Raw genomic sequence first — 17696 nt, 5'->3', positions numbered from 1 at the left:
CAGTATATTAAGACGTCGATAGAAACAAGCATTGTCAGGACAACCAGCAGTCAAACAGTGTGAAATGCTACTGGCGCCTTACAGCGCAAAAAGGCTGGTGACTAAAAAGTCACCAGCCATCAGCCTAATTTCTCAGGCTGCAACCGGAAAGGTTGGCTTATTTAACTTCAACTTCAGCGCCAGCTTCTTCCAGAGATTTTTTCAGTGCTTCTGCGTCATCTTTGCTCACGCCTTCTTTCAGAGCGGCTGGAGCAGATTCTACCAGGTCTTTAGCTTCTTTCAGACCCAGGCCAGTTGCGCTACGTACTGCTTTGATTACAGCAACTTTGTTAGCGCCAGCAGCTTTCAGAATTACGTCGAATTCAGTTTTTTCTTCAGCAGCTTCAGCCGGGCCCGCAGCTACAGCTACAGCAGCAGCAGCAGAAACACCGAATTTTTCTTCCATTGCAGAAATCAGTTCTACAACGTCCATTACGGACATAGCTGCAACTGCTTCAATGATTTGATCTTTAGTGATAGACATTTAAATTGTTCCTGAAAATCAGAATAAGTTTATACGTAAGCGAATGCTTGATAAAGAAAACGGCTATTAAGCAGCTTCTTTTGCATCGCGAACAGCAGCCAGAGTGCGAACCAGTTTGCCAGCCGAAGCTTCTTTCATGGTTGCCATCAGGCGTGCAATTGCTTCTTCGTAGGTTGGCAGGGTTGCCAGGCGATCGATTTGCGATGCCGGGATCAACTCACCTTCAAAGGCTGCGGCTTTGACCTCAAATTTTGCATTCGCTTTCGCGAACTCTTTGAACAGACGAGCAGCTGCGCCCGGGTGTTCCATAGAGTATGCAATCAGGGTCGGACCAACGAACGCGTCTTTCAGGCACTCAAACTGAGTACCTTCAACAACACGGCGCAGCAGGGTGTTACGAACAACACGCATGTATACGCCGGCTTCGCGACCTGCTTTACGCAGTTCAGTCATTTTGTCTACAGTTACGCCGCGGGAATCCGCAACTACTGCAGACAGCGCGCCTTTGGCTACTTCGCTGACTTCAGCAACAATCGCTTGTTTGTCTTGAAGATTTAAAGCCATTAGCTTTGCTCCTGGATGTTTGCCGGAACTCATGTTCCGGAACTCACTTCACTCTTCCCAACGGGAAGAGCGTCTTAATACGGTGAGCAGAAACAAGCCAGAGTATCAGAAATAATCTTAGCGTTCTGTCACCGTCTACGCAGGGCATTAAGCCTCTTTCGAGACACCTGCGGTCTTCGACGGAGGCCTGGATTAGGCCAGGCTCCAACGAACAAATCTTTTTACCTGCTAACTTTCATTAGCAAACGTGGGGGTAAGATTGTAGACAAATCCACCGCCCACGTAAAGGTATTAGTTTGCAGCAGCGCTCAGGCCAGCCTGGTCAACTGCAACACCTGCACCCATAGTGGTGGAGATGCTAATTTTCTTGATGTACACGCCTTTCGCCTGAGTTGGTTTTGCTTTTTTCAGCGCAACCAGCAGAGATTCCAGGTTTTCTTTCAATTTGTCAGCGTCGAAGTCCACTTTACCGATGGTAGTGTGGATGATGCCGTTTTTGTCGTTACGATAACGAACCTGACCCGCTTTAGCGTTCTTAACCGCTTCAGCAACGTTAGGAGTTACAGTACCAACTTTAGGGTTTGGCATCAGGCCGCGTGGACCCAGAACCTGGCCCAGCTGGCCAACAACGCGCATTGCATCTGGAGATGCAATAACAACGTCAAAGTTCATTTCGCCTTTTTTGATCTGATCAGCCAGATCTTCCATACCTACCAGTTCAGCGCCAGCAGCTTTAGCAGCTTCAGCGTTTGCACCCTGAGCAAATACAGCTACGCGTACGGAACGGCCAGTACCGTGTGGCAGTACAGTTGCGCCACGAACGTTCTGATCAGATTTACGAGCGTCGATACCGAGATTTACAGCAACGTCAACGCTTTCAACGAACTTAGCAGTAGCCAGTTCTTTCAGCAGAGCGATAGCTTCGGTGATGTCGTATTGTTTGGTCGCATCAACTTTGTCACGGATCACGGACATGCGCTTGGTCAGTTTAGCCATTTCTTAGTCCTCCACTACCAGGCCCATGGAACGTGCAGTACCTTCAATGGAGCGAGTCATCGCTTCAATGTCGGAACCAGTCATGTCGGCAGCTTTGGTCTGCGCGATTTCCTGCAGCTGAGCGCGGGAAATTTTACCTACTTTATCTTTGTTCGGCTTACCGGAACCAGACTTGATACCAGCCGCTTTTTTCAGCAGAACTGCTGCCGGCGGGGTCTTGGTAACGAAAGTGAAAGAACGGTCAGCGTATACGGTGATAACAACCGGAATTGGCAAACCTTTTTCAAGGGATTCAGTTTTTGCGTTAAACGCTTTACAGAATTCCATGATGTTAACACCCTGCTGACCCAGAGCTGGACCAACTGGTGGACTTGGGTTAGCCATACCAGCTGCAACCTGCAGCTTGACATAGGCTTGTACTTTCTTAGCCATTCTAAAATCCTCTAAATGGGTTATAGCGCCTCAAGGAGGCTCCCCGTGATAAATATCGTTTTACGGGCTGAACCCATAAAAACAAAAGGCGCGAAATTGTATTCCAATCTCGCGCCCCGTGCAACGATTAAATCGCCGCTTTTTTGATCTGCTGGTTAGGCTTTTTCTACCTGAGCAAAGTCCAGTTCTACCGGGGTCGCACGACCAAAGATAGAAACAGAAACTTTCAGGCGGGACTTCTCGTAGTCCACTTCTTCAACCACACCATTAAAGTCAGCAAACGGACCGTCGCTAACACGAACCATTTCACCCGGTTCAAACAGCGTTTTAGGACGCGGCTTATCACCAACCTGCTGCAGGCGGTTCATAATCGCATCAACTTCTTTGTCGCTGATTGGCGCCGGACGATCGGACGTGCCGCCGATAAAGCCCATTACGCGCGGGACGCTGCGCACCAGGTGCCAGCTTGCATCGTTCATCACCATCTGAACAAGCACGTAACCCGGGAAGAATTTGCGCTCGCTTTTGCGACGCTGGCCACCACGGATCTCGACCACTTCTTCGGTCGGAACCATGACTTCACCAAACAACTCTTCCATATTGTGTAATTTGATATGCTCACGCAGCGAAGTGGCTACGCGGCCTTCAAAACCGGAGAACGCCTGAACGACGTACCAGCGCTTTTTAGGGGCTTCAGACATCTTAGAACCTCAGGCCAGTGATAAAGGAGACCAGGCGAACCAGAATACCATCCAGTCCCCACAGGATCAGTGACATTACCGCAGTCACCGCTGCCACAATCAGCGTGGTGTGCAATGTTTCCTGGCGAGTCGGCCAAATGACCTTGCGAACTTCGGTTCGCGCTTCGCGGGCAAAAGCAACTGTCGCTTTACCTTTTGTCGTCAACAGCGCGACACCACCCGCTGCAGCAATAAGAATTACTACGGCCAGCGCACGCAACGGCAGCATCATGTCACGATAGAGATAGTTGCCAACAATAGCCACAATCAGCAGCACAGCCACAACTACCCACTTCATCGCTTCCAGGCCGCGACCGCTCCCTTGAGCTTCGGTATTCGCACTCATAAACCAACCTGTAAGAAGAATTCTACAAACATTTTCACCCCGCAAGAGCGAGGCGATCCAACCCGAAAAAACCAATCGCTTTTCGGACTAAACGCCCTCTACAGAGCCTGTCTCAGCAATGATTATGACAAAAAAAATCACTGATGAGCCAGGTTCTGGTTCGAAAGCGTGCAAAAAGGGCATCAAATGATGCCCTTTTATTGCGCATTGCGTCAAATGTTATCAGCGATTAGCTGAGAACTTTAGCAACAACGCCCGCACCAACAGTACGGCCGCCTTCACGGATTGCGAAACGCAGACCGTCATCCATCGCGATTGGGTGGATCAGGGTAACAACCATTTTGATGTTGTCGCCTGGCATTACCATCTCTACGCCTTCTGGCAGTTCGATGGTACCGGTCACGTCAGTTGTACGGAAGTAGAACTGTGGACGGTAGCCTTTGAAGAACGGAGTATGACGGCCGCCTTCATCTTTGGACAGGATGTAAACTTCAGATTCGAACTTGGTGTGCGGCTTGATTGAGCCTGGCTTAGCCAGTACCTGACCACGTTCGATTTCTTCACGTTTGATACCACGCAGCAGAACACCAACGTTCTCACCAGCACGGCCTTCGTCCAGCAGTTTGCGGAACATTTCAACGCCAGTACAGGTAGACTTGGCAGTCTCTTTGATACCAACGATTTCAACTTCTTCGCCAACTTTAACGATACCGCGCTCTACACGACCGGTTACAACAGTACCACGGCCGGAGATGGAGAATACGTCTTCGATAGGCAGCAGGAACGGCTTGTCAATCGCACGCTCTGGTTCTGGGATGTAAGAATCCAGGAAGCCAGCCAGCTCAACGATTTTCGCTTCCCACTCTGCTTCGCCTTCCAGCGCTTTCAGAGCAGAACCACGGATGATTGGGGTATCATCACCCGGGAAGTCGTACTGGGACAGAAGTTCACGAACTTCCATTTCAACCAGTTCCAGCAGCTCTTCGTCATCAACCATGTCACATTTGTTCAGGAACACGATGATGAAAGGAACGCCAACCTGACGACCCAGCAGGATGTGCTCACGAGTCTGAGGCATAGGGCCGTCAGTCGCAGCAACAACCAGGATCGCGCCATCCATCTGAGCAGCACCGGTGATCATGTTTTTAACATAGTCGGCGTGGCCCGGGCAGTCTACGTGTGCGTAGTGGCGAGTCGGGGTGTCATATTCAACGTGAGAAGTGTTGATGGTGATACCACGAGCTTTTTCTTCTGGTGCGTTATCGATCTGGTCGAATGCACGAGCAGAACCACCGTAGGTTTTAGCCAGAACGGTAGTGATTGCAGCGGTCAGCGTTGTTTTACCATGGTCAACGTGGCCGATAGTACCGACGTTAACGTGCGGTTTTGTACGTTCAAACTTTTCTTTAGACATCGATTGTCCCTCTAAGACACGGATAAATCGGTGATATCACCACATCAACCAGGCAATATGCCTGAACTGTTGAATGCTTTTAAAGGTAAACAGAGAGAAACGGGAGGGAGAAGTGAAGTGGTGCTGATACCCAGAGTCGAACTGGGGACCTCACCCTTACCAAGGGTGCGCTCTACCAACTGAGCCATATCAGCACGTCTTGGAGCGGGCAGCGGGAATCGAACCCGCATCATCAGCTTGGAAGGCTGAGGTAATAGCCATTATACGATGCCCGCATCCTGAAACTCGGCTACCCAGTTCTTTCTGTAACAAAAAAGAGATTGCTCTCTTTTTATGTTTTGAGCTGATTAATTTTTTAGCCAGCTCAGGCGGCGATAACGCTGCCAGAAAGTGGTGGTGGGGGAAGGATTCGAACCTTCGAAGTCTGTGACGGCAGATTTACAGTCTGCTCCCTTTGGCCGCTCGGGAACCCCACCGGACTTGATGGTGCCGACTACCGGAATCGAACTGGTGACCTACTGATTACAAGTCAGTTGCTCTACCTACTGAGCTAAGTCGGCATCAAGTAGCGCGCATTCTATGGAGACATGAGCAGTCATGCAACTAAAAAATTGCATAAAATGTTCTTTCGCTCACATTTTGTGCGCAAACAGGGAAAAACGCTGATATTTTACCCATCACAGATTAAATATTCAGCATTACCCCCCTTATAAACCTCCCAATAGCGTAGCGTGATGGCCTCCGCGTTCATCATCACTTGTCTATATTTTTTCTTATTATTCCTGTCATCTGGTGTTAACCTCCTGCCCATTGTCCAAAATTAACTACTAAGTGATGGACCATTGCCTGCAAAAGATCGTGACCGCACCGGTAAATGGTTCACTGAAGCATGCTTATGAGCAAAAAAGAGCAATCGTTAATGACACCCTATCTACAATTTAACCGCAGCCAGTGGGCCGCCCTGCGAGATTCCGTCCCCATGACGCTGACGGAAGGCGAAATAGCACGGTTAAAGGGGATAAACGAAGATCTGTCGCTGGAGGAGGTTGCAGAGATTTATCTGCCGCTATCCCGCTTGCTTAACTTCTATATAAGCTCCAACCTGCGGCGCCAGGCCGTACTTGAGCAGTTCCTCGGGACCAACGGGCAGCGCATTCCTTATATCATCAGCATCGCTGGTAGCGTCGCGGTAGGTAAAAGCACCACCGCCCGCGTGTTACAGGCGTTATTAAGCCGCTGGCCGGAACATCGCAGCGTTGAGCTGATTACAACAGATGGCTTCTTACATCCGAACGAGGTGTTAAAAGAACGCGGTCTGATGAAAAAGAAAGGCTTTCCGCTCTCTTATGATATGCACCGTCTGGTGAAGTTCGTGTCCGACCTTAAGTCAGGCGCACCGAATGTGACTGCACCGGTCTATTCTCATCTCATTTATGATCGTATTCCCGATGGCGACAAAACGGTTGCTCAGCCGGATATCCTGATCCTTGAAGGGTTGAATGTCCTGCAAAGTGGCATGGACTATCCGCATGACCCGCATCATGTGTTTGTTTCTGACTTCGTCGACTTCTCTATCTATGTTGATGCACCGGAAGACCTGCTGCAAAGCTGGTACATCAATCGTTTCCTCAAGTTCCGCGAAGGTGCATTCACCGACCCGGACTCTTACTTCCATAACTACGCTCAGCTTTCTGAAGCAGAAGCCGTGAACGTTGCCACATCATTGTGGAGTGAGATCAACTACGTGAACCTGAAAGAGAACATTCTGCCGACGCGCGAACGCGCCAGCCTGATCCTCACGAAAAGCGAAAACCACGCGGTAGACCAAATCCGCTTGCGAAAATAGCGGATAAGCAGACATAAAAAAACCGGCGCTCATCGCCGGTTTTTTTGTTTATGCATTACGCATGCGGTTTTTCACCATTTTCATCCTGATCGACGGCAAAGCAGGCCACCAGCTGTCCGCCGTAATCTTTCAACTGCGGTTGCAACTGCGTGCATGGGCCAAAGCGACGACGGCAACGGGCGTTAAAGGCACAGCCTGGAGGCGGATTCAGCGGGCTTGGCAACTCTCCGGTCAGCTTAATGCGCTCACGGCGGTCATCCGGATTAAGGCGCGGTGTAGCCGACAGCAGAGCCTGCGTATACGGATGGCGAGGATTATTAAAGATCTGGTCTTTCGTCCCCTTCTCCACGCAGCGTCCCAAATACATCACCATCACTTCATCGGCAATGTGCTCTACCACGGAGAGATCGTGGGAGATAAACACATACGACAGCCCCAGGTCCTGCTGCAAATCCATCATCAGGTTCAGCACCTGCGCACGCACAGAAACGTCGAGCGCAGAGACGGGTTCATCGGCAATCACCACATCGGGATCCAGCATCAATCCGCGCGCGATAGCGATACGCTGACGTTGGCCGCCGGAGAACATGTGCGGATAGCGATCGTAGTGCTCGGTTTTCAGGCCTACTTTCGCCATCATCGCCAGTGCTTTCTCGCGGCGCTGCTCTTTGTTGAGATCGCTGTTAATTTGCAGCGGCTCTTCCAGAATCTGTCCCACTTTTTTACGCGGGTTCAGAGAACCGTACGGGTTCTGGAACACAATCTGGATTTTCTGTCGACGCAGCTTCTGCGCCTGCGGATCGTGCTTGAGCAGATCCTGGCCCTGATAGTACAGCTCACCGCCCGTTGGCGTTTCAATCATGGTCAGCAGACGACCCAGCGTGGATTTACCGCACCCTGATTCACCAACAACGGCCAGCGTTTTGCCGCGTTCAAGGGTGAATGAGACCCCGTCCAGCGCTTTGACCAGGCGTTCAGGCGCAAAAAGCCCCTTCTTCACCGGATAATGTTTTTTCAGATCGATGGCCTGCAACAGCGGTTGCGTGGTGGCCTTTTCGGTACTCATAGGGTTGGCCTCCCGGCATCATCGAGTGGGTAGTGACATTTAGACTGACGCCCCCCAGCGAGGGTATTCAGTTCCGGTTCTTCAGCACGGCATTTATCCGTCGCATACGGACAGCGCGGATTCAGCAGGCAACCGGTCGGACGGTCATATTTACCCGGTACGACGCCAGGAAGGGAAGCCAGACGCGCTTTATCCTGAGCAAACTCCGGCAGCGCACGCAGCAGCGCCTGAGTATAGGGGTGACGCGGCGCGCGGAAAATATCGCTCGCGCTTGCAGCTTCCACTACCTGACCGGCATACATCACAATAATTTTGTGCGCGGCCTCGGCCACCAGGGCCAGGTCGTGCGTAATCAATACCAGCGCCATATTCTCTTTCTGCTGCAACTCCAGCAGAAGCTCAATAATCTGCGCCTGAATCGTCACGTCCAGTGCGGTCGTCGGCTCATCGGCGATCAGCAGTTTTGGCCGGCAAGCAATCGCCATCGCGATCATCACGCGCTGACTCATCCCGCCAGAAAGCTGATGCGGATAGACATCAAGACGCGATGCCGGATCGGGGATCCCCACCTGAGTTAACAGGTCTATCGCGCGCTGGCGGCGGGTTTTCTTGTTCCCACCCTGATGCACCTTGATCGCTTCCATAATCTGGAAGCCCACGGTATAGCATGGGTTCAGGCTGGTCATCGGGTCCTGGAAGATCATCGCCACTTCAGCACCTACCAGCTGGCGGCGCTGCTTCTCGGAAATTCGCTTCAGATCCTGACCGTTGAACTCCAGGCTTTCCGCCATAACGCGTCCTGGATAGTCAATCAATCCCATGATGGCGAGCGAGCTGACCGATTTACCGGAACCAGACTCACCCACAATACCCACCACTTCACCCTGATTCACACTGTAGCTGATACGATCTACGGCACGAAACTCGGAGCCCACGTCACCGAAGTGCACCGATAATTTATCTACATTTAATAACGCCATCTCGTGCCTCTTACTGCTTCAGTTTGGGATCAAGTGCATCACGCAGACCATCACCCATCAGGTTAAATGCCAGCACCGTCAGCAGAATCGCCAGACCCGGGAAGGTCACGACCCACCACGCGCTTTGCGCGAACTGCAACACATCGGCGAGCATCGTGCCCCACTCCGGTGTTGGCGGTTGCGCCCCCATGCCAAGGAAGCCAAGAGCAGCCATATCGAGAATGGCGTTAGAGAAACCAAGCGACGCCTGAACGATCAGCGGCGCGAGGCAGTTCGGGAGAATATTGACGAACATCTGGCGCAATGCGCCCGCACCCGCCACGCGAGATGCCGTGACGTAATCGCGGTTCACCTCTACCAGCACCGCCGCACGCGTTAATCGCACATAGTGAGGGAGCGCCACAAATGTCAGCGCCAGCGCGGCGTTGCCAATCGAGGGCCCGAAGACCGCCACCAGAACCAGTGCCAACAGCAGGCTTGGCAGTGCCAGCATGATATCGACCACACGCATAATGATATTGTCGACAAGGCCGCCGAAGTATCCCGCGACCAGCCCGAGGATAACCCCGAGGATCAGCGACAGCACCACCACCAGACAACCCACCAGCAGCGACAGACGCGCACCGTACATCAAACGTGATAACACATCGCGGCCAACGTCATCCGTACCAAGAAGATGAGCAAAAGTACCGCCATCCTGCCAGGCTGGCGGAGCCAGTAACACGTCGCGGAACTGATCCGCCGGGTTATAAGGTGCAAGAACGTTCGCAAACACGGCAATAATGATCATGATGGTGACGTACACCAGGCCGACCACTGCGCCTTTGTTGCGTTTAAAGTAATGCCAGAATTCCTGCATCGGGGTCATAGGAACCGGGGCAGAAACAGCTTTATTTGAAGTGACTTGTGACATGATGGCCCCTTACTTCTTATGACGAATACGCGGGTTCACCACGCCGTAGAGCAGATCGACCAGCAGGTTGACGAGAATAATCATCGTCGCCACCAGCAGCACACCACCCTGCACGACCGGATAATCGCGGCGTTGCAGCGCGTCAATCAGCCAACGTCCCAGACCCGGCCACGAGAAGATGGTTTCGGTCAGGATCGCGCCAGCCAGCAGCGTACCCACCTGCAGACCGATGACGGTCACCACTGGCAGCATCGCATTTCGCAAGGCATGAACGATGATCACACGCATACGGGTCAACCCTTTGGCGCGAGCGGTACGGATGTAATCTTCACCCAATACTTCCAGCATTGATGAGCGGGTCATACGCACAATCACCGCCAGAGGAATCGTCCCGAGCACCATCGCAGGTAGGATCATATGCGCCAGCGCATCAATGAAGTTGCCCTCTTCGCCCCAGATAGCCGTATCAATCAGCATAAAGCCGGTGAGCGGATTGGAGTCATCAAGGAACACCATATCGCTGACACGACCAGAGACTGGCGTCAGGTTGAGTTGCACGGAGACCAGCATGATCAGCATCATGCCCCACCAGAAGATAGGCATGGAGTAACCGGTCAGCGCCAGGCCAACAGCGGTGTGATCGAAAATAGAACCGCGCTTAACGGCAGCCAGCACACCGACGGGGATACCGACAGCAACGGCAAAAATCATGGCGCAGATACCGAGTTCCAGCGTCGCTTTAAAACGCGGCACGAACTCGTCCCACACCGGAAGGCGGCTTTTCAGCGAAATGCCCAAATCACCGTGCATCACACCCCAGATATAGTGGAGGTACTGCTGCCACATCGGCTTATCGAGGCCAAGTTCGGCCAGCAGCTGCGCATGACGTTCAGGGGAGATACCACGCTCACCTGCCATAATCATTACCGGGTCGCCGGGGATCATATGGACAAAGGCAAAAGTGAGAAGGGTGATACCGATAAACGTGGGGATGACAAGTCCCAGACGTCGGAGGATGAACTGCAACATATCCCGGATTCTCTCTGATGACGCACGACCAGGGGCGTGACGTCTGTATTGCTCACAAATGTAAATTCCCTCTCCCTCAGGAGAAGGTTAGGGTGAGGGAATGCCTGCACGCCCTCACCCCTGCCCTCTCCCTAAGGAGAGAGCGAACACCCTACTTATTATTCAACAGATACGTTTTCGAAGTGGTGTTTGCCCAGCGGATCAACCACATAGCCTTTGACTTCTTTACGAACTGGCTCGTACACAGTGGAGTGCGCAACGATCAGAGCCGGGGCCTGGTCATGCATCACAACCTGAGCCTGCTTGTACAGTTCGATACGCTTGTTGTGGTCGTCAGTTGCGCGTGCCGGTTGAATCAGATCTTCAAACGGCTTATAGCACCAGCGAGAGTAGTTGGAGCCTTGTTTTGCTGCATCACAGCTGAACAGGGTCGCGAAGAAGTTGTCCGGATCCCCATTGTCCCCGGTCCAGCCCATCATCACCGCCTGGTGTTCACCGGCTTTAGCACGCTTCAGATACTCGCCCCACTCGTAAGTGACGATCTTGGCCTGAACGCCGATTTTTGCCCAGTCAGCCTGAACCATCTCAGCCATACGGCGAGCGTTCGGGTTGTACGGACGCTGTACCGGCATCGCCCACAGCTCAACGGTAAAGCCTTTATCCTGACCCGCTTCTTTCAGCAGCGCTTTCGCTTTCTCAACGTCGTAGGTGTAATCCTTCACGTCGTCGTTATAGCCCCACATGGTTGGTGGAATCAGGTTCTTCGCGGCAACACCCGCGCCCTGGTAAACGGCTTTGATAATTGCTTCTTTGTTGACTGCGTAAGTCAGCGCCTGACGCACTTTCACATCATCAAACGGTTTTTTCTCGGTATTGAAAGACAGGTAACCGACGTTCAGACCCGCCTGCTCCAGCAGATTGATATTTTTATCCTGCTTCATGCGAGCGATATCAGCCGGGTTCGGGTACGGCATCACCTGGCACTCGTTTTTCTGCAGTTTTGCATAACGCACAGAGGCGTCTGGCGTGATGGAGAAGACCAGGCGATCGATCTGCGGTTTAGTGCCCCAGTAACCTTCAAACGCTTTGTACAGAATACGGGAGTCTTTCTGGTACTGCTGCAGCTGGAACGGACCGGTACCGATTGGGTTCAGATCCACTTTTTCCGGGGTGCCCGCTTTCAGCATATTGTCCGCATACTCTTTTGACAGAATAGAAGCGAAGTCCATAGCCAGGTCAGCCAGGAATGGCGCTTCCGGACGGCTCAGTACGAACTGGACGGTTTTGTCGTCCACTTTTTTCACTTCGGTAATCAGGTCTGGTAAACCCATCCCTTCGAAGTACTCATAGCTGCCGCCAGACACTTTATGGTACGGGTTCTGCGCGTTTTTCTGGCGGTCAAAAGAGAACACCACGTCGTCAGCGGTCAATTCACGCGTTGGTTTGAAATCTTTGTTGTCCTGCCACTTCACACCCTGACGCAGGTGGAAGGTATAGGTTTTGCCGTCTTCGCTGACTTCCCACTTTTCAGCCAGACCCGGAATAACTTCGGTGGTGCCGATTTTAAATTCAACCAGACGGTTATAGATAGGTACAGAGCTTGCGTCGTACGTCGTACCAGAGGTGAAGAGCTGTGGGTTAAAGCCTTCCGGCGAGCCTTCAGAACAGTAAACCAGGGTTTTGGCCTGTACGCTTGCCGCGACGGTCAGAGCTACCAGGCTCAGACCAAGCTTCAGCATCCCTGACTTCTTCAAGGAAATACTCATTATTCTGCTCCAATGTGATGTTTTTGCTTTGTTGTGTTACGCCGCCTGACCTTTATTTATTTTTTACCCGGTCCGGTCGGTGATGCCCGAAGGCGTTATAAGGGATGGAGATTCCTTTCAGAAGAGCGACAGAGTTGCAGCGCAGATCCTCCCTGAAATGCCCCTCGTGCCCTACAATCTGTCAACAGAATGTGAAAACGTCAATACAGGTGACGGGGATTTACGTTGAGGGTGAGAAACCGCAAACAAAGATTAAAAAAACTTTAGGCACCTATTTTCAGCAGGGAAATTTATGCTACTCCTCATCTTGCAGCACAAATCTCTTCATATTTCGCAACAATCAGTGATTAACATTTATTCAGATCGCGTAAATTTTCTTACGGAATGGTGATTATCTGAGCACTTAATACCGCGAACGTTAAAACGCACAGCGGAAAATGCTGAGGTTATCCATAAGCAACGCGAAAAAAGATCAATCCATATATAAAAAAATACAATGGATTATGTCACAAAATCGTTAACAGACAGGGTAAAGCGGGGATAAGGACCGTTTTGAGACGTAGACGTGGATAAGTCCATAATGCCAAAAGGGCCAACCTTGCGGTTAGCCCTTTTTTGAATGTGGTCGGCGAGAGAGGATAACTCGCCACTGCGTGGCTCGCCCTTCGGGCCGTTGCTGTCGCAACGTTCTCTCGCTACGCTCGGGTCGAACCTCTTCCCCGGAGTTTCTCATCCTCGTTGAATTGAGGATAGCAAAAAGGCCAACCTTAACGGTTGGCCTTTTTTAAATTTGGTCGGCGAGAGAGGATTCGAACCTCCGACCCACTGGTCCCAAACCAGTTGCGCTACCAAGCTGCGCTACTCGCCGAATGCGGAGCGCATCTTACTGCTGGGGTACGCGCCCGTCAATCCCTTATGATAAAAAAGCCATTCGACTGGCGAGAAACTCGCCAGGTCGCTTACTGAGTCGCTTTTTTCGTGCCGTCAGGGATATGGCACCAGTTGTTATTCTCGTTAATTCCCCCGTTCGGCGAGGTATAACCGAGGCAACCCATAATCGTGTCGTAAAGCTCTACGTGGCGACGAGGCACTTTCATGTCCGCCTGTTGCTTCAGGTGCTCGAACATTTTAGCTTTGTCCGGTTGCTCCAGATATTTATCCGACATCCACACCATCATTGGCACGCGGAACTGCTCTGGCGGAGCCATCTTGCGCGGCGTACCGTGCAGATGCTCATATTCGTTAATCGACTCACCGTGGTCTGCCGCATAGAAAACGATCGCTTTCTTATCGCGAACCTGATCAATCACGGTATCAATAAAGTGATCGACGTACATCACCGAGTTATCGTAGGAGTTAATCAGCTCCTCTTTGCTACAGTCTTTATCAACACCCACGCACTCCGGCGTCCAGCGGGCAAAACTGCGCGGATATCGCTGGGTATAGTTAAAGTGTGAGCCTTTGGTGTGCAGGATAATCATGTGCTTACCCTTCGGATTACCGTTCAGGGAGAGCTTCATCTCATCAATCAGCAGCATATCGTCGACGCTCTTACCGCGGTTACGCGCCTCTGCGCCAATCTGCTCACGGTAAGAAATATTCTGCGCCATGGTGTTGCTGTAGAACCACATCTCGCTTTGCATCGCATACAGATCGGAAGTAAAGCCAAGCTGACGCAGTACAGAGAAGACATTTTGCTCTTTCAGCGTACGCTGCGGGTTATCCTCCGCCCCACCCTCACGCACAAACATGCAGCGCAAAGAGAGCTTCGTCGCGGTATCGCAAGAGTACCCGCGGAAGGCGGCCAGATTCTTTTCCTGCGCCAGTTTCGGCGTGGTGTCACGGTCATAGCCCAGAAGACCCATGTGATCCCAGCGCGTTGTTTCGCCGATGATAAACACGACATAGGTATCGTCGATATCTTTCGGCTCCACGTAGGTGAATTGCTTCACCGGGTTCATCAGCGATTTATTATCAGAAGACTCATCAACCTGCGCCCAGGCATACAGACCCAGCGCAGAAATCCAGTTTGAAGGCAGATACGAATTCGCTACCACACCGCCATAGCTTGGCAAATCCACGCCAGAAGTGCGTTCATCATACTTCTGCTTCACTTCCAGCAAGCGAATCGGTCCCCAGACCATCAGTCCCGCCAGCACCACCAGCGTCACGCTTCTGATACGTTGTCCAGGCGTTCGCATTTGACGAAGCAGGGTATAACGGCAGCGGTTGCTCCAGATGAACAACAGCGGCAGCACGCTGACACACACCAGCCACAATATGAAGTGCAGCCCAACGACCTCTTTCGAGAGATCGATATCCGTCGTCATGACTGAGGCGATGATGCCATAGCCGATGACCACGTTCATGAAAGTCATGTAATAACTGGCACCTGCCGAACACAGCACTACCAGCGAGGCCAGGACGCGCCAGACCCGACGCCCAAAGAGCGAAAGTAAACGTAATAAGAAAAAGGTGACCAGAACAGTACCGACCAACTCGACTACCGCTGCGATTCCTTTCCAGGCGGTAAATTCTTGCGCATAGCCGTCAAACCGACGGAAAAAAACAGCGCCATTCATAAACAGGCCGATGTACAACGCCAGCAAAAAGCTCAGCTTCTGTTGTGTCATCGATTTAATATATTTCATGCAAGCAACCTGGAAAAAGGGGCAGTTACGCCATTCACCTTTGATTGATAATCAAACAGCGTGGATATTCGCTCAGGCAACCATTAAAGGAAACCTTTTAAGCGTGGTAAGTAGACCACAGGGACCAGTAAAAGTGGCAGCGTAAGGTGTGATTGCAGTAGATATTTACAAAAAAAATCATTTCAGAGGGGGGAAATGCGGCTAGAACGGGGAGAATCCAAAAGAGATAAGGCCGGGAATCCCAGCCTTATCAGCTTGTTATCATGCATGCGCTTCGTTGAATACTTCACGCTGCGGCTGGCGAATCGTCGTGGAGAGTGCCAGAGAAATGATAAGTAGCGCGAATATTACGCAGAAGGTGACATAAAAACCACCGAACAGCGAAGCAATAAGCGATCCGCAGATACTGCCAATACCAAACCCTAAATAAATCACACCGTAATTCTTCGCCAGATTGTTCAGACCAAAGAATTCACTCACCAGTGACGGGAACACCGTAATCGTACCGCCAAAGTTAAACGCGACGCAGGCGATAGCCGCAAAGAAGGTGATCTCATTCAGCGGGGCAAACAAGAGTGCCGCCATCCCGACCAGGGAAACCACTTGTCCCAGCGTAATGACGCGAATACGGGCAATTTTGTCAGAAAGGATCCCCAGCACCAGACGCCCGGAGAGGTTAGCAATGGAAATCACCGTCACCGCGTTGGCCGCCGTTGCAGCGTCCAGTTTCACCATCCCCTGCGCAATATCTTTGGCCACGCCAATCACATACAGGCCGCTCATACAAGCCGTCAGGAACATCACGGCGAGCATCCAGTACTGCGGTTTACGCATCGACTGCGCGAGAGTGAAATCATTTTCAACGACGCCGTTCACCGTTTTGACGGCCTGCTGAGGCGCATCTTTCATCAGTGTCGCACCGAAGACAATCATCACCAGCACGATTGCGCCCCAGATCATAAAGGTCTGTTCCAGGCCAACGGAGGCCAGCAGGTGCGAGTCGATGAATTTAAAACCGAGACTTCCCAGGCCATACGAACCAATTGAGAACGCTGAAATTAAGCCTTTACGCTCCGGGAACCACTTCACGCAGTTTGACAGGGTTAACAGATAACCGGCCCCGTCGGCCAGCCCCACCAACACACCGGCGCTGAGCCAGAGCATCATCAGGTTGTTAGAATGGGCGGTCAGGAAGAAACCGACACCCAGCATAATGCCCGAGGCCATGGTTACACGCTTCACACCGAAACGTTCCTGTAATTTCCCGGCGACCGAGGACGACAACGCCAGACCCAGGCTCAGTAAACCGAAGGAAAAAGCGACCTGGCTTACCGACACACCCAGCTTATCGGAGAGCGCGCTGTTAAACAGGCTCCAGGTATAAACCGATCCCAGCGCAAACTGCGTCACGATGGTGCCGAAAAGTGTCAGCCAACGAGTACGGTTGTAAGTTGAATTATTCATGGCAGTTGTCCTGCAAGAGAAATTAAAAGAATTCGCTGCAGACAACGATATACAAAACCCCCTACGCGCAGGGGTAAAACGGCATGAAATGCAGTAGAGACGGAATGAAATGCCTGGAATCAGGAATGAATGACCTTGCGGGAATGAACAGAGTGAATTTGTTAGTGCCTGCTATCGCTACAGGCCTGATGGTTGTTGTATTTAAGATGTTACCGTAAGGTTGTTAGCAATAACAATATTAAAACCTCGCGCTCACACCGAGGCTGTACAGATAGTCTTCACCCGTCATTGTATTATCCGCCTGGGATAGCGACGCATATGCTGCCATATGGGGATAGAGCAGAACATCGGCTCCGACCGTGACATCCATCCAGTTTTCATACTGCATTGAGGCAGACACTCGATTCATGCCGGATTGAGACTTCCACTGGTTATCACCAAATTGCTGGTTGTAGCTCACCTGCGCCCAGGGCCGTAGATCGCCTAACCGGGTATCAACACGCCAGCCGAGCGTACTCACGCTGGCATGCCATAACGGATCGGTTAACGAGGCAGCGCCATTATCTCCGAACTCGTTATACATCGTGGGCGCTGAACCATCATAATGCCACGCAGCCACAGGCCCGGTCGTCACATTACGCGACACCGGAATATTCAGTCCAACGCTCATGGTGCTGGTGGATTCAGCCGGATAACTTTCCGGTATATTCAACGCCAGTCCCGGCAAATTCTGCGCAGAATGGATCCGCTCCGCGAGAATATCTTCATAACGCGGTTGGTGATCGGCGTCCCATGTGTAGCGTTCCGTCGTATTACTTTGTGCATCCGAAACGATATATTCCTGTTGCCAGGCATAAGCTGTGTGACAAAAAAACAGGCAAGCTGATACACCCACCAGGCCTGTGACGGCATGGCGACCACTGATTTTTTTTATCATCATCAAAGCGACTCCAGAGAGAGCCGAGT

At 51.7% G+C, this 17696-nt stretch carries 16 protein-coding genes, 5 tRNA genes and 1 other RNA gene; 1 reads left to right on the top strand and 21 read right to left on the bottom strand.

Translation table 11 applies throughout. The features are described from left to right. Window positions 1-157: 157 nt before the first annotated feature. The 11 genes from rplL to SOM82_RS00840 form a co-directional block, all read right to left on the bottom strand. Window positions 158-523, bottom strand: a complete 366-nt coding sequence (gene rplL / locus SOM82_RS00890) for a 50S ribosomal protein L7/L12 (protein ID WP_095280280.1) — start codon at window positions 521-523, stop codon at window positions 158-160. A gap of 66 nt (window positions 524-589) precedes the next feature. Then, entirely contained in the window at window positions 590-1087 is a 498-nt protein-coding gene (gene rplJ, locus SOM82_RS00885; protein ID WP_002438625.1) for a 50S ribosomal protein L10, read from the bottom strand. Window positions 1088-1378: 291 nt separating this feature from the next. After that, window positions 1379-2083 (bottom strand): 50S ribosomal protein L1, encoded by a 705-nt coding sequence (gene rplA, locus SOM82_RS00880; RefSeq protein ID WP_100778109.1) that lies wholly within the window; start codon window positions 2081-2083, stop codon window positions 1379-1381. A gap of 3 nt (window positions 2084-2086) precedes the next feature. Then, window positions 2087-2515 carry a 50S ribosomal protein L11 gene (gene rplK / locus SOM82_RS00875; RefSeq protein WP_004097640.1) on the bottom strand — a complete coding sequence of 143 codons (429 nt, stop codon included), beginning with the start codon at window positions 2513-2515 and terminating at the stop codon, window positions 2087-2089. Window positions 2516-2670: 155 nt separating this feature from the next. After that, the gene (gene nusG, locus SOM82_RS00870; protein WP_002438628.1) at window positions 2671-3216 is read right to left on the bottom strand and encodes a transcription termination/antitermination protein NusG; all 546 of its coding nucleotides are present in this window, start codon (window positions 3214-3216) and stop codon (window positions 2671-2673) included. Window position 3217: 1 nt separating this feature from the next. Beyond that, a complete protein-coding gene (gene secE, locus SOM82_RS00865; RefSeq protein ID WP_003862342.1) occupies window positions 3218-3601 on the bottom strand; it encodes a preprotein translocase subunit SecE in 384 nt (127 codons plus the stop codon). A gap of 229 nt (window positions 3602-3830) precedes the next feature. Continuing rightward, window positions 3831-5015, bottom strand: a complete 1185-nt coding sequence (gene tuf, locus SOM82_RS00860) for an elongation factor Tu (protein ID WP_324723110.1) — start codon at window positions 5013-5015, stop codon at window positions 3831-3833. A 118-nt stretch (window positions 5016-5133) separates the two neighbouring features. Continuing rightward, window positions 5134-5209 (bottom strand) — tRNA-Thr (locus tag SOM82_RS00855). Between the two features lie 6 nt (window positions 5210-5215). Next, window positions 5216-5290 (bottom strand) — tRNA-Gly (locus SOM82_RS00850). Window positions 5291-5406: 116 nt separating this feature from the next. Beyond that, window positions 5407-5491 (bottom strand) — tRNA-Tyr (locus SOM82_RS00845). A gap of 8 nt (window positions 5492-5499) precedes the next feature. Next, a tRNA-Thr gene (locus tag SOM82_RS00840) sits at window positions 5500-5575 on the bottom strand. Window positions 5576-5910: 335 nt separating this feature from the next. Between SOM82_RS00840 and coaA the strand changes: the two genes are divergently transcribed. Beyond that, window positions 5911-6861: a type I pantothenate kinase gene (gene coaA, locus SOM82_RS00835; RefSeq protein ID WP_154128630.1), complete on the top strand. Its 951-nt coding sequence runs from the start codon at window positions 5911-5913 to the stop codon at window positions 6859-6861. Between the two features lie 55 nt (window positions 6862-6916). Here the strand turns inward: coaA and dppF are convergent, their stop codons facing one another. From dppF to SOM82_RS00785, 10 genes are all read right to left on the bottom strand, one after another. Next, window positions 6917-7927: a dipeptide ABC transporter ATP-binding subunit DppF gene (dppF, locus tag SOM82_RS00830; protein WP_154128629.1), complete on the bottom strand. Its 1011-nt coding sequence runs from the start codon at window positions 7925-7927 to the stop codon at window positions 6917-6919. Then, window positions 7924-8907, bottom strand: coding sequence for a dipeptide ABC transporter ATP-binding protein (gene dppD, locus SOM82_RS00825; protein WP_154128628.1), 984 nt, complete (start codon window positions 8905-8907; stop codon window positions 7924-7926). Before dppD ends, dppF begins: the two co-directional genes overlap by 4 nt. 10 nt (window positions 8908-8917) lie before the next feature. Beyond that, window positions 8918-9820 carry a dipeptide ABC transporter permease DppC gene (dppC, locus tag SOM82_RS00820; protein WP_154128627.1) on the bottom strand — a complete coding sequence of 301 codons (903 nt, stop codon included), beginning with the start codon at window positions 9818-9820 and terminating at the stop codon, window positions 8918-8920. 9 nt (window positions 9821-9829) lie between these two features. Continuing rightward, window positions 9830-10849, bottom strand: a complete 1020-nt coding sequence (gene dppB / locus SOM82_RS00815) for a dipeptide ABC transporter permease DppB (protein ID WP_154128626.1) — start codon at window positions 10847-10849, stop codon at window positions 9830-9832. Between the two features lie 158 nt (window positions 10850-11007). Next, window positions 11008-12615 (bottom strand): dipeptide ABC transporter periplasmic-binding protein DppA, encoded by a 1608-nt coding sequence (gene dppA / locus SOM82_RS00810; protein ID WP_154128625.1) that lies wholly within the window; start codon window positions 12613-12615, stop codon window positions 11008-11010. 622 nt (window positions 12616-13237) lie between these two features. After that, a non-coding RNA gene (locus SOM82_RS00805) (RtT sRNA) lies at window positions 13238-13369 on the bottom strand. A 37-nt stretch (window positions 13370-13406) separates the two neighbouring features. Next, window positions 13407-13483, bottom strand: a tRNA-Pro gene (locus SOM82_RS00800). A gap of 91 nt (window positions 13484-13574) precedes the next feature. Beyond that, complete coding sequence (gene eptB, locus SOM82_RS00795) at window positions 13575-15266, bottom strand: kdo(2)-lipid A phosphoethanolamine 7''-transferase (RefSeq protein WP_154128624.1); 1692 nt, start codon at window positions 15264-15266, stop codon at window positions 13575-13577. Window positions 15267-15527: 261 nt separating this feature from the next. Further along, the gene (locus SOM82_RS00790) at window positions 15528-16730 is read right to left on the bottom strand and encodes an L-lactate MFS transporter (protein WP_154128623.1); all 1203 of its coding nucleotides are present in this window, start codon (window positions 16728-16730) and stop codon (window positions 15528-15530) included. A gap of 238 nt (window positions 16731-16968) precedes the next feature. Next, a complete protein-coding gene (locus tag SOM82_RS00785; RefSeq protein ID WP_154128622.1) occupies window positions 16969-17670 on the bottom strand; it encodes an autotransporter domain-containing protein in 702 nt (233 codons plus the stop codon). Window positions 17671-17696: the final 26 nt, after the last annotated feature.

Source organism: Lelliottia sp. CFBP8978 (assembly GCF_034046055.2).
Classification (GTDB): Bacteria; Pseudomonadota; Gammaproteobacteria; order Enterobacterales; family Enterobacteriaceae; genus Enterobacter.
The sequence above is the reverse complement of the archived record's forward strand: the minus strand, read 5'-3'. Positions and strand labels throughout refer to the sequence as shown.